Origin of the sequence: Sphingobium sp. HWE2-09 (assembly GCF_035989265.1) — a bacterium.
Taxonomy (GTDB): Bacteria; Pseudomonadota; Alphaproteobacteria; order Sphingomonadales; family Sphingomonadaceae; genus Sphingobium.
The window spans coordinates 2,110,721-2,122,408 of the sequence record NZ_JAYKZX010000003.1; the positions used below are offsets into that span (position 1 = coordinate 2,110,721).

Sequence of the window (11,688 nt, forward strand, 5' to 3'; positions counted from 1 at the left end):
CCTTGGTCAAAGTGGGTTTCAGCGCGCCGATGTCACGCCGCTACCGCCGGATCTTCGGTCATCGGCGTCACCTCGTCGGTGCACAGCCACACCAGGTCGGCCAGCTCCAGCATCCGCCCGTCATGCGCCACTATGCCGATCGGGCGGATCGGCTGGCCGTCGCGCTTGTCGGCCAGCACCTGGCAGGCGGTCGTGCCGCAGCCCCATTTTTCGCCCCACTGGCGCAGCGCGATCATCGCAGGCGCCAGCCCCTGACCTTTTTCGGTCAGGCGATATTCCACCTTGCGCCGGTCGCATTGCATCGGCTGGCGCACCAATATCCCGTTTTCCACCAGCCGCGCGAGCCGGCTGGCCAGGATATTGCGGGCGATGCCCAGCGTGGACTGAAATTCCTCGAAATGGCGAATACCCGACAGGGCGCCCCGCAGGATCAGGAACGACCAGCGTTCGCCCATCATCTCCAGCGCGCTGGGCAGCGCGCATTGTTCCAGATCCTGGGCCAGATTATGTTTCATAGTCCATCACGCATAGCGCAAAGCCGCAGGCGTTGCAAAATTGCTGCCTTATTCCGTCAAAATGGGATTTTTTTGTTGCACGACAAGGGCGTTCCAACACAATCGGGACTAGATGCTACGCCAATATGAACTTGTCGAACGGGTAAAGCGCTACGATCCGCACGCGGACGAAGCGATGATCAACCGCGCCTATGTCTTTTCGGTCCAGAAACATGGCAGCCAGAAACGCGCCAGCGGCGACCCCTATTTCAGCCACCCGATCGAGGTGGCGGGCATCCTCACCGACTTCAACCTGGACGACCAGACGATCGTGACCGCGCTGCTGCACGACACGATCGAAGACACGCTGGTCACCTATGAGGAGATCGAAAGCGCATTCGGCAAGGATGTCGCGCGCATGGTCGACGGCGTGACCAAGCTGTCGAAGATCGAGGCGATGTCCGAAAATGAGCGGGCCGCGGAAAATCTGCGCAAATTCCTGCTCGCCATGTCGGACGACATCCGCGTGTTGCTGGTCAAGCTCGCCGACCGGCTGCACAATATGCGCACGCTGCACTTCATCAAAAATCCCGACAAGCGCCGCCGCATCGCGCGCGAGACGATGGATATCTACGCGCCGCTCGCCGAACGCATCGGCATGTACGACTTCATGCGCGAAATGCAGCTGCTCGCCTTTCGTGAGATCGAACCGGAAGCCTATGCCAGCATCACCCGGCGGCTGGAGCAGCTCAAGGAAGGCGGCCATGACAAGGTCGACCGGATCGGCGCCGAACTGCAACTGCTGCTGGCGGGCAAGGGCATGTCGGTCAGCGTCTCGGGCCGCGAAAAACACCCCTTTTCCATCTGGAAGAAGATGCAGGAACGTCACATCAGCTTCGAACAGCTGACCGACGTCATGGCCTTCCGCGTCATCACCGACAGTCAGGAGGATTGCTACCGCGCGCTCGGCATCATCCACCAGACCTTCAAGATGGTGCCGGGTCGGTTCAAGGATTATATCTCCACGCCCAAGCGCAACGGCTATCAGTCGCTGCACACCACCGTCATCCATCAGGACAATGCCCGGATCGAGGTGCAGATTCGCAGCCGCGACATGCACAACGACGCCGAACTCGGCCTCGCCGCGCACTGGGCCTATAAGCAAAAGGGCGACGCCGCCGATCAGCACGCCGCCTGGCTGCGCGACCTGGTCGAAATCCTGGAACAGAGCCAGGACGCCGACGAACTGCTCGAACATACCCGCATGGCGATGTATCAGGACCGCATCTTCGCCTTCTCGCCCAAGGGCGAACTGCATCAGATGCCCAAGGGGTCGACCACCGTCGACTTCGCCTATGCCGTCCATACCTCGCTCGGCAACCAGACGGTCGGCGCGAAGGTCAACGGCCGCGTCGTGCCGCTGCGCACCACGCTTGAAAATGGCGACCAGGTCGAGATATTGAAGTCGGGCGGGCAGGAACCGCAGCCCGGCTGGCTGACCTTCGCCATCACCGGCAAGGCACGCGCGGCGATCCGCCGCTATATCCGCCAGAAACAGCGGGGCGAGGAAATCAAGCTCGGCGAAAAACTCTACGAGGAAATCGTCGGCCGCTTCTCCCCCGACCTTGCCAAGGAACTGGGTGACAAGGCGCTGAGCGGCGCGATCAAGCGCTTGAAGCTGGAAGATCGCGCCGCCCTGATGGTCGCGATCGCCACCCACCGCCTGCTCGATTCCGAAGTGATGGAAGCGCTGATGCCCGGCTCCACCAGCGCCGAAGGCATGGAGGAAGCCCATCCGCGCCAGCATGAACCTGTCTCGATCCGCGGCCTGACGCCCGGCATCGCCTATAGCCTTGGCGATTGCTGCCACCCCGTCCCCGGCGACCGCATCGTCGGCGTCCGCCGCACCGGCGAACCGATCGAGGTCCACACGATCGATTGCCGATCATTGGAGGTCGATCAGGACGATGATTGGGTGGACCTGTCCTGGGACAGCAAGTCCAAGGGCGGCACCGCCCGCCTTTCCGTCATCGTCAAGAACCAGCCCGGCGCACTGGCCGCCGTCGCCAACGTCTTCGGCGCGACCAAGGCGAATATTCTCAACCTCCAACTGGTCAACCGCGAAGGCCCGTTCCACACCGACGTCATTGACCTGGAAGTCGCCGACGCGCAGCATCTGATGCGGATCTTGTCGGCGCTCCGCGCCATCGATGTCGTGGTGCAGGCGGATCGGGTTTAGGGACTGGGTGGCGGGTTGGTGCCATTGGTCGCCATCCGACGGCTTATTCGCATCTCCCGCAAACAGCCACTTGGTCAGATTTGACCGGCCCGTCTGATAAGAGAAAAACGGACAGTCGGTCGTCGATCATGTCGAGACGCTGAACCTCGCCCTCTCTCATCTTCACCAGCACGCCATTGTTGGCGTTCGCTAGAAGTTATAATTTAGCGCAATTTACTCCGAAAGTCTCGCTGGGAGTTACCAAAGTCAATCTACGCCGGAATATGAATCCGAAAGCATTTCTAGATTGATAATAACATGGTTAATAGTTCATTTTTAAAATATCGTGAATAGACTTACTATATATAATATAATTTTTACCATTTATTATGGGAACTCAACTTCAAAACGATGTGTTGGTAGTGGTGCGGGGATCAGAGGAGAATGTATCATGCGTACTTTCTACAAATCTGCCTTTCTTCCACTTGTCGCTATGGCCATTGCGCCGACCGCCGCCTCGGCGCAGGGTTTGCTCGATAGCCTTCCAAAGATCAGTGTTGGCAATGGCGCCCCCATCACCGGCACCAACAGTTCGCAGGCGGGCGTTGGCATCTTGACACCACAAGTCAACGGTACGCCCATCAGCGTCCGTGTTCTTGGCAAAGAAAAGGTGCTGGGCGTCTATGTGAAGAACTCGGCCCTCGGCGACAAGCCGGTACATCTTGAACTGAACTCGCCGATCGACGGCAAATTGAACGGCCTGCTGCCAAAGTAAGGAGCGGGGGCGGCGTCATACGCCGCCCCTATCCGCATATGCGCAATCACCATTTCATCGCGGCCAGCCGCATCATCGTCAGCGCGATCGTCGCGGCGCCCTTGACGAGCGTGATGACCTCATCGGCATTGGCGCAATCAAACGGCGGTTCGCCGCTGATCGTCGATCGACAGCGGATCGATCGGTCGCCACCGACCACCCCGACATTGCTGGACAGAAAGGTGCGCAAGGCGCGTCAAAGCGACAAGCAACCGATCGCTGCGGCGGAGTTTCCCATTGCGCAGGTGGTCGTTACTGGCGCTACATCCATAGCCGATACCGCGACACTGGTGCAGCCCTTCGTGGGGCGACAGAGCAGCGTGGCCGTCCTGACCGATCTCGCACGGGCGATTGCTGCGGTTTATCCCAAATATGATGTTGCCTTCTACACCGTCGAAATTACCGGATTGGACGCGACCGCCCGGCGTGTGACGGTCAGCGCGCAGGAAGCCTATGTTACCGATATCGTGATCAAGGGCGATGTCGGCCGCAGTTGGGAACGCAAGGTGCGCCGGATTTTGGCGCCGCTCCTGTCGGAAAAGCCGCTGCGCCGGTCTGCCTATGAGCGTGCCTTGGTGCGGATCAGCAATATTGAAGGGCTGGCCGTGGAAGCGTCGATGCGCGCGTCCGATGCGACGGGCGGCATCGCCCTGGATATCCAGTTGAAGCGCCGCGGCCCCAGCCTGACAGTAGGTTTTCATAATTATGGGAGCGCCCTTATCGGCGCGGATACGCTGGAAGCCAGCGCGCGCTATGCAGGATTGGTCACCGCTGGGGATGAAGCCACGCTTTATTATTCAAGCCCCACAAATTTCCACCGCAGCCATTATGTCAGCGCCAGCTACGCGCTTCCTTTGGGTGACGACGGGACCACATTGCAGGTAAGCGGCGGATGGCTTCGAACCAAATTATTCTACGACCTGTTGCGCGGACGGGCCACGCAGGGTGCCGTGACGGTCAGCCGACCGTTGTTGCAGCGTTTCGGCCGTACCGTGACGGGCGCGGTCGGGTTCGACTTTATCAACCTGGACAATGCGCTGTTGGGATATCGCCTGACCGACGATCGAACGCGAACGGTGAGGGCGTCGCTCCGCTATGCAGAGGAAAGCGCGGCCCATCGGTTGGACGCTGAGATCAGCGCGTCGCAGGGTATTTCGGCGCTGGGCGCCAGATCCATTATGCCGTTGGCGCAACCAGGTTTTTCCAAGCTCAACCTGCGGGTCGATTATACCCGTCAGGTCGCGACGCGTGTCCTGGTTCGCCTTAAGACCATGGCCCAACTTACCGGCGCGCGTCTACCCGCAGCCGAACAGATAGCCGTGGGCGGATCGGACTTTGGCCGTGGCCTGTCGGCGGGGCTGATCGCAGGCGATCATGGCATCGCTGCCTTGGGCGAGATCGCCTTCGTCCCGGCCATGCCGCGCCTGTTGAACGGGACGGAATTTTATGGGTTCGTCGATGGGGCGTCACTGCGCTACGTGAATAGAGGCCCTTATGAAGGCTACACCCATCGTGCTGGATCGGTCGGAGCAGGGTTGCGTCTGCGGCTGAACGACAGGACCGGCGTCGATCTCGGAGGCGCAGCGGTCGTGCGTGCGCCCTACCCGGCTTTTGCCGACAAATGGCGGCTGTTCGTCACCGCGCGCGTCAAAATCGGGAATTGAGACAATGAAGACTCAACCGCTCTGGATTAAGATAAACCATTGTTTTCGGCGCCTCATCATCTGAACGTCAACCGGCCCTAGGCCAAAAGCGGCCTTGCCAGCGTCCATCGATGAACATCGGGGCAAACGACGATGGTCGCCCGCAACCTCCGACAGCGAGCAAATCTCGCAAGATGCTTTGCCTGCAACCTGCCGCATGGCAATTCCGCCTCTGGACGAGCGGACCGGCAAGGGGCGTTCTACCCCCCACCCAATCGGCGATAATCTCCCCCCTATGCCCCTCCGGCGCCAGCGCGACGCGCAGCGCTTCCAGCAGTGGCGGCAGCGCCTGCGTGAAGGCGTAGGGCGGGTTGACGATATACAGGCCCGCGCCATTATAGAGGCCGGGCTGATCGTCATCGTACAACCAATGCTCCACCCGCAGCAATTTCGGGATGCCTAGCCGACGTAGCTGCTCCCGCCAGCGCCCATGGGTGGCGCGGTCTTTTAGCGGATACCAGATCACGGTCACGCCATGTGCCCATTTGCGGTGCGCGGCGGCGAGGGTAGCCGTGATCTTTGCGCGTTCGTCCAGCTGCTCGTAGGGCGGATCGACCACCACCACGCCGCGCGGCGTGCGCGGCGGCAGCATCGCCAGCCAGAACTCATAAGCGTCGCGCTCATGCACGGCCGCGGATGTCCCGCGCATCGCGCCGCGCAGGGTATAGGCGTCCTCGGGATGTTTCTCGTTCAGGATCAGGAAATCCTGCGCGCGCAAAAGCTGCGCCAGAATCCAGGGCGATCCGGGGTAGAGGCGCGGCGCGGCCCCGTCATTCACCGCCCGCACGGCGGCGCGATAGTCGTCCAGCAAAGGGTCCGGATCGGCAAAGGCCCGCTGCACGCCCTGCACGGACTCGCCGGTGCGTTGGGCTTGGTCGCCGTCAAGATCGTACAGACCGCAGCCGGCATGGGTGTCGATCAGGGTCAGCGCCCCCGGTTTTTGCTGCAACGCTTGCACCAGGGCGATCAGCAGGCAGTGCTTCACGACGTCAGCGCTATTGCCGGCATGAAAGGAATGACGATAGTTCATGACGACTCAAAAATCCTGACGATCTACACTTATACGCGCAGCCGGACGCAGTGGCGGAGCGTGAAGCGATGGCGCAAACCCATGCGCGCTAGTAGAAAGTCAGGCGGAAAGCTTCAACGCACTTCTGCGCACCTGTTTCGAACCGGGCACGCTTCTCCCGGCCCAATCATGCCTGTCCTATTAGGATTTTCTCTGATCCATTCTCGCAAATGGACCACGCCCCCTTACTCTGCCCACGCGCCACCTCGCCCGACCCGTTGGCGTCGCGTCGCGCTGACCGTCACCTGTTGGAAGAGGCGCGTCGGGAGCGCGTTGCGAGCGCTTCGGGGACGCATGCAAGACGCGCCGCCTTCCATTTTTCCACCTTTTGCGTTGCCATACACCGACAATGGTGTGAACTTCGCCCCGCTGCCCCCCTCCAGCCGCCACCGCACCCCAGTTTCCACGTGACATCGCCGCCGCAACTCTGTAAGGGCACGCGCAGCGAACCCTTCGGGGTTCACCGTCCGAGACAGCTGGTGAAGGGATCTGCCCTTCTTAATCTCCAGCCGAGGCGGGGAAAAGTTCTTTGCCGAACGGGTGATCTACCCGATTCGGGTCTGCCTGTTCCGGATGGATGCGGGCCAGTCGATCTCTCCCCTACGGACTTAAGTGCCCCATGCCTCCGGCGTGGGTTTAGTCGTTCGCTTGGCGTCATGCGAAGCGGACATGAAGTGGAGTAATGGCATGGATCGTAATCAGAAAGCTGAGGTCGTTTCCGCGCTGAACGCAGAGCTGGCAGAAGTTGGCGTGGTCGTCGTGACCCGCAACCTTGGCATGACCGTCGCCCAATCGACTGTCCTGCGCCAGAAGATGCGCGATGCGGGAGCCTCCTACAAGGTTACGAAGAACCGCCTCGCCCGTATCGCCCTTGGCGGCACGGCCTATGGCCCGCTCAGCGACCTGCTGACCGGTCCCGTCGGCCTTGCCACCTCGGCCGACCCGGTCGCAGCCGCCAAGGTTGCGGTCGAATTCGCGAAGACCAACGACAAGCTTGAGATCGTTGGCGGCGCGATGGGCGAAATGCTGCTCGATGCGGAGGGCGTCAAGGCGCTCGCATCGATGCCGTCGCTGGATGAACTGCGTGCAAAGCTGGTCGGCCTTATCGTCGCCCCGGCTACCAAGCTCGCAACCGTCACCCAGGCACCGGCAGCGCAGCTGGCGCGCGTCTTCAACGCCTATGCGGAGAAGGAAGCGGCGTAAGCCGTCCTTCACCCGGAACAACTTTGACCCTCATCTGACGGGGCGCATCGCCCCACATAAGGAATTAGACAAATGGCAGACATCAACGCTCTGGTCGAACAGCTTTCGGCCCTCACCGTCCTCGAAGCCGCCGAGCTGTCGAAGGCTCTGGAAGAAAAGTGGGGCGTTAGCGCCGCTGCTGCCGTCGCCGTCGCCGGCCCGGCCGCTGCCGCTGCCCCGGCTGCCGAAGAGCAGACCGAATTCGACGTCATCCTGACCGGCGACGGTGGCAAGAAGATCAACGTCATCAAGGAAGTCCGCGCCATCACCGGCCTGGGTCTGACCGAAGCCAAGTCGCTGGTCGAATCCGCGCCCAAGGCCGTCAAGGAAGGCGTGAACAAGGACGAGGCCGAGAAGGTCAAGAAGCAGCTGGAAGAAGCTGGCGCGACCGTCGAGCTGAAGTAATCGGAAAACGCCCCGCGGCGACACGCTGCGGGGCGACCGAACTGGCTTCGGCCGGAAAAAGGGCGGCACCTCCTTGGGTAGCCGCCCTTTTTTTGCCTGTCCTACTGGCGGACGCTTGGGATACCAGCATCCCAAATGCCCGACATAGCATCCCAACCCCGTCATCCCGGGCTTGACCCGGCATCCCGCTGCCTTCTCAAACCCCGCTCAATAATTCCACTGCACCTGCGTGCGGATCAGATTGCCTTCGGCCCGCCCGGTGCGGCGTTCGTCGGCTTCGGCGCGCTTCATCCGGGCATAGGCAATGGTAAATTCCAGCGCCTTCCACGGCTGCCATTCCACACCCAGTTCGAACTCGTCGGTTTCCAGCCGCGGCGCACTGGTGCTGGCCTTCCACCCGCCGCGATAATGTTGCCAGCGGCCATAGGGCATCAACGCCCCGATCGAATCCGTCGGCAACCGATACATCATCTGCACATAGCCGCCGTTCAGCTTCCTGGTCTGGATCGACAGGCTGTCGCGGTCATATTCCGGCCCCTTGCCCCAATTCCATTCGGCCTGAATGCCAAAGGGCTGCGGATAGAGCATGGCGTGCAGGCCGACCCGATTATCGTCATAAGCGATCGCGCTGACCGCCCCGCTGCGCAGTTCGGGCTGCACCTTGTTCAGCATCGCCGATCCGCCGATTTCGACCACCTGCCCGTCGAACGCGCCGCCCAGCCCATCGAGTTCGAACGGCCAGGTGGCGAAGACGACCTTCATCAAGCCGCGATTCTGCTCGGTCCGGTTGGTGCCCTGCCCGTTAAATGCGCCAAGGCCGAACGCGCCATAATTGCCGAACAGCTTCTGCCCGTCATGCCCCAACCGGTCCCAGATTTTCTGCACCGACGGCGGCGTATAATAGGCAACCACGCCCAGATCGCGTTCGCTCGGCACCGCGCTGTTGATCGCATCGCTGCGGTCCAGCGTCAGCCGGTTGGACGATGATTGCATATTCTCCCAGCCATAGGGCACTTTGGACTGGCCGAAACGCAGGCGCAGGCTCTTGTCCTTGTCTAGGAACACATCGGCATAGGCGTCGCGCAACTGGGCGAAGCCTTCGCGCCGTTCGCTGCCCGCCTGGTTGTTCACCGCCGTCGCGAAGTCGGACTGAAGATAAAGCGAGACGCGATCGGACACATCGCCCTGCAGCACCAGTCGCACCCGGCGCAGCGAAAAACCGCTACGATCCGAAATCGCGCTGTCATGCACCGACCGCAGCCGCGATTGCCCCGTCGGCGCGCTGTCGTCGCCCGACAGAAACGCATTGTAGCGCATCTGCGTATAGCCCCGCAGCGACAGCTTCTCATACCACGCCTTGCTCTTCGGCGCAGCGGCGGTCGATGCCGGGGCGCCCGTCGGCGGCGCACTCGCGGCGGCGAGCGCGACTGGCGCGGACTCGGACGGCGCGGCCGACGCAGGAGCCACCGCAACCGGCTGCGCGCCCTTGTTGGCGGCCAACGCGGCGGTCAGCGCCTCCACCTGCGCCTTGAGCGCATCGATCTGCCGCTGCAAATCGGCGCTGCTTTGGGCCTGCGCCACGCCGGGCATGGATGTCATCAGCAGCGCAAGCGCGGTGCCAGCGGCCAGTCGCATTCGAAGCGTCATGTCTGTTCTTCCCTGTTCCGCGACGCCAGTATGAATTTTCGATTACATCCCGGCGTCTGTTGCGTGTCTTTTTTGTGACAATGGCTTTTGGTCTGATCGCCGGTTGGCGGCGCGGGCCGACCGGGCTAAGTCTTGGCGCGTCATGTTCGCCCCACCAGCCATCCCCCGCCTCTGCCGCCATGCTGCCCTGATCGCGGGCGCCGGGCTGGTGCTGTTCATGAGCGGCTGTTCCGATGAAGGCCGCGATCCCGTCGTCGTCAGCGTAGTCGGCGATCGCGACGATTTTGCGAAACCGTTGCAAAACTTGCCGGACCCCGGCGCGAAGCTGATTTTGGAGGCCACCGCGCAGGGGCTGGTCGCCTTTGATGCGGGTGGCGACATCCTGCCCGCCCTGGCGCAGCGCTGGATCGTGGAAGATGATGGGCGCAGCTATATTTTCCGCCTGCGCCGCGCCTTCTGGGCCAATGGCGCGCGCGTCACCGCGCCCGACGTCGCCCGGATGATGATGGCGCGGATCGAATCGCTGCGCCGGTTCGACCCCGACGGCCCGCTCGACGCGGTACAGGCGGTGGTGCCGATGACCGGCGAAGTGATCGAAATCCGCATGGCCGCGCCGCGCCCCTATGTGCTGCAGATGCTGGCTCAGCCGCAAATGGCGCTGCTGTCGCGCGACGGCGGCACCGGCCCCTATCGCCGCGCGGCGCATGAAGGCAGCATCCTGCTGACCCCGGTCGACCGGAACAGCGGGGACGATGCGACCGACGAGCCGGTGCAGCCGTGGGAAACGCGCATCCTACGCGCCGAACGCGCGGCCCTCGCCATCATCCGTTTCCGCGAGGGCGACGCGGCGCTGGTGCTGGGCGGGCGCTTCACCGATCTGCCCCTGCTGGTCCCGGCGGGGATCGATCGCAACGCCGTGCGCATCGATCCGGTGCGCGGCCTGCTGGGCCTCGCCGTCACCGGCCATGGCGCATTTCTGGATGATCCCGCAATTCGCGCCGCGATCAACATGACCATCGACCGCACCCAGTTGCCCGCCGTCTTCCCTTTGGGCGGCTGGGCCACCAGCGAACGGCTCCTGCCGGACCAGATGGACCTGGGTCGCCCCCCCAGCGACCCGGCTTGGGCCGCGATGCCGCTGGACGATCGCCGCGCGCAGGGGGCCGCCAGCGTCCTGCAATGGCGCACCGCCAACGGCGCGCCCCCGACCTTGCGCATCGCCCTGCCCCGCGGCGCGGGTTCGACCTTGTTGTTCGCACTGCTGCAACGCGACCTCGCCGCCATCGGCTTGTTCGCCCGCCGCGTCGCCATGGATGCCGATGCGGACCTGCGCCTGATCGACGAAGTGGCCGCCTATGACAGCGCGCTCTGGTATCTCGGCCGCGTCGGTTGCGCGCGCAAGGTCCACTGCAGCGAAGCCGCCGAAGCGCAGCTTCACGCCGCCAGCCTCGCCAGTTCGCCCGAGGAACGCGCCGCCCGCATCGCCGATGCCGAAGCGCAGATCGTCGCGCATGACGGCTATATTCCACTGGGCGCGCCGGTGCGCTGGTCGCTCGCGGCCAAGCGCCTGACCGGCTTTCAACCCTCTCCGCGTGCACGGCACCCATTGAACCATCTCTTCCGCACCACCAATTAAGAGGGGAGGAGACACAGACGATGGCGATTTCGCAGGATCAGTTCGACCGGTTGGCGCGGGAATTGCCAGGCTTCGGCCGCGACCCCGCCTCCATTCGCCGCCGGGTGGAGGCGATGGAATCGCTGTTGGAAGGGCTGTTCGTCATCCCCGGCACCACCCGCCGCGTGGGCCTCGACAGCCTGGTCGGCCTGATCCCGATCGTCGGCGACCTCGCTACCGCCGCCATGGGCGCGTGGATCGTGTGGGAAGCGCGTAACCTTGGCATGTCGAAATGGCAGATCACCCGCATGGCCGCCAATGTCGGCATCGACACGGTCATCGGTGCCATCCCCTTTGCCGGCGACCTGTTCGACTTCCTCTATAAATCGAACACGAAGAACCTGCGCATCATCCACAAGCATCTCGACCGCCACCACCCGGCGACCGCGGTGATCGACGCGTAAGCAGGCTGCGCCTCTCG

General features: G+C 62.8%; 10 protein-coding genes and 1 pseudogene. 7 read left to right on the plus strand and 4 right to left on the minus strand.

Annotated elements, in window-relative coordinates:
- Positions 1-32: 32 nt before the first annotated feature.
- Entirely contained in the window at positions 33-515 is a 483-nt protein-coding gene (locus U5A89_RS15650; RefSeq protein ID WP_338161989.1) for a winged helix-turn-helix transcriptional regulator, read from the minus strand.
- 112 nt (positions 516-627) lie between these two features.
- Between U5A89_RS15650 and U5A89_RS15655 the strand changes: the two genes are divergently transcribed.
- Together U5A89_RS15655 and U5A89_RS15660 are read left to right on the plus strand one after the other, a co-directional pair.
- Positions 628-2,733 (plus strand): RelA/SpoT family protein, encoded by a 2,106-nt coding sequence (locus tag U5A89_RS15655; protein WP_338161990.1) that lies wholly within the window; start codon positions 628-630, stop codon positions 2,731-2,733.
- A 430-nt stretch (positions 2,734-3,163) separates the two neighbouring features.
- A complete protein-coding gene (locus U5A89_RS15660; RefSeq protein WP_338161991.1) occupies positions 3,164-3,487 on the plus strand; it encodes a hypothetical protein in 324 nt (107 codons plus the stop codon).
- Between the two features lie 46 nt (positions 3,488-3,533).
- Here U5A89_RS15660 and U5A89_RS15665 read toward each other — a convergent pair whose 3' ends face one another.
- Positions 3,534-3,716 (minus strand): hypothetical protein, encoded by a 183-nt coding sequence (locus U5A89_RS15665; protein WP_338161992.1) that lies wholly within the window; start codon positions 3,714-3,716, stop codon positions 3,534-3,536.
- On the opposite strand from U5A89_RS15665, the gene U5A89_RS15670 reads away from it, so the two are divergent.
- Positions 3,709-5,190, plus strand: a complete 1,482-nt coding sequence (locus tag U5A89_RS15670) for a ShlB/FhaC/HecB family hemolysin secretion/activation protein (RefSeq protein ID WP_338161993.1) — start codon at positions 3,709-3,711, stop codon at positions 5,188-5,190. The two genes, U5A89_RS15665 and U5A89_RS15670, sit on opposite strands and share 8 nt — an antisense overlap.
- Before the next feature lie 247 nt (positions 5,191-5,437).
- Here U5A89_RS15670 and U5A89_RS15675 read toward each other — a convergent pair.
- Positions 5,438-6,259, minus strand: a pseudogene (locus tag U5A89_RS15675) (23S rRNA (adenine(2030)-N(6))-methyltransferase RlmJ); the annotation flags it as partial.
- Between the two features lie 726 nt (positions 6,260-6,985).
- Here U5A89_RS15675 and rplJ point away from each other — a divergent pair.
- Together rplJ and rplL are read left to right on the plus strand one after the other, a co-directional pair.
- Positions 6,986-7,501: a 50S ribosomal protein L10 gene (gene rplJ, locus U5A89_RS15680; protein WP_338161994.1), complete on the plus strand. Its 516-nt coding sequence runs from the start codon at positions 6,986-6,988 to the stop codon at positions 7,499-7,501.
- A 72-nt stretch (positions 7,502-7,573) separates the two neighbouring features.
- The gene (gene rplL / locus U5A89_RS15685; RefSeq protein ID WP_338161995.1) at positions 7,574-7,945 is read left to right on the plus strand and encodes a 50S ribosomal protein L7/L12; all 372 of its coding nucleotides are present in this window, start codon (positions 7,574-7,576) and stop codon (positions 7,943-7,945) included.
- A gap of 207 nt (positions 7,946-8,152) precedes the next feature.
- Here the strand turns inward: rplL and U5A89_RS15690 are convergent, their stop codons facing one another.
- Positions 8,153-9,592: a porin gene (locus U5A89_RS15690; protein ID WP_338161996.1), complete on the minus strand. Its 1,440-nt coding sequence runs from the start codon at positions 9,590-9,592 to the stop codon at positions 8,153-8,155.
- A 142-nt stretch (positions 9,593-9,734) separates the two neighbouring features.
- Here U5A89_RS15690 and U5A89_RS15695 point away from each other — a divergent pair, with 142 nt between their 5' ends.
- Both U5A89_RS15695 and U5A89_RS15700 read left to right on the plus strand, forming a co-directional pair.
- Positions 9,735-11,228, plus strand: a complete 1,494-nt coding sequence (locus U5A89_RS15695) for an ABC transporter substrate-binding protein (protein WP_338161997.1) — start codon at positions 9,735-9,737, stop codon at positions 11,226-11,228.
- Between the two features lie 20 nt (positions 11,229-11,248).
- Positions 11,249-11,671, plus strand: a complete 423-nt coding sequence (locus U5A89_RS15700) for a DUF4112 domain-containing protein (RefSeq protein WP_338161998.1) — start codon at positions 11,249-11,251, stop codon at positions 11,669-11,671.
- Positions 11,672-11,688: the final 17 nt, after the last annotated feature.

Bases quoted from the DNA above. Each gene is read 5' to 3' on its own strand.
- rplJ (WP_338161994.1), top strand. From the start codon at position 6,986: ATGGATCGTAATCAGAAAGCTGAGGTCGTTTCCGCGCTGAACGCAGAG.
- U5A89_RS15660 (WP_338161991.1), top strand. From the start codon at position 3,164: ATGCGTACTTTCTACAAATCTGCCTTTCTTCCACTTGTCGCTATGGCC.
- rplL (WP_338161995.1), top strand. From the start codon at position 7,574: ATGGCAGACATCAACGCTCTGGTCGAACAGCTTTCGGCCCTCACCGTC.
- U5A89_RS15700 (WP_338161998.1), top strand. From the start codon at position 11,249: ATGGCGATTTCGCAGGATCAGTTCGACCGGTTGGCGCGGGAATTGCCA.
- U5A89_RS15650 (WP_338161989.1), bottom strand. From the start codon at position 515: ATGAAACATAATCTGGCCCAGGATCTGGAACAATGCGCGCTGCCCAGC.
- U5A89_RS15655 (WP_338161990.1), top strand. From the start codon at position 628: ATGCTACGCCAATATGAACTTGTCGAACGGGTAAAGCGCTACGATCCG.
- U5A89_RS15690 (WP_338161996.1), bottom strand. From the start codon at position 9,592: ATGACGCTTCGAATGCGACTGGCCGCTGGCACCGCGCTTGCGCTGCTG.
- U5A89_RS15695 (WP_338161997.1), top strand. From the start codon at position 9,735: ATGTTCGCCCCACCAGCCATCCCCCGCCTCTGCCGCCATGCTGCCCTG.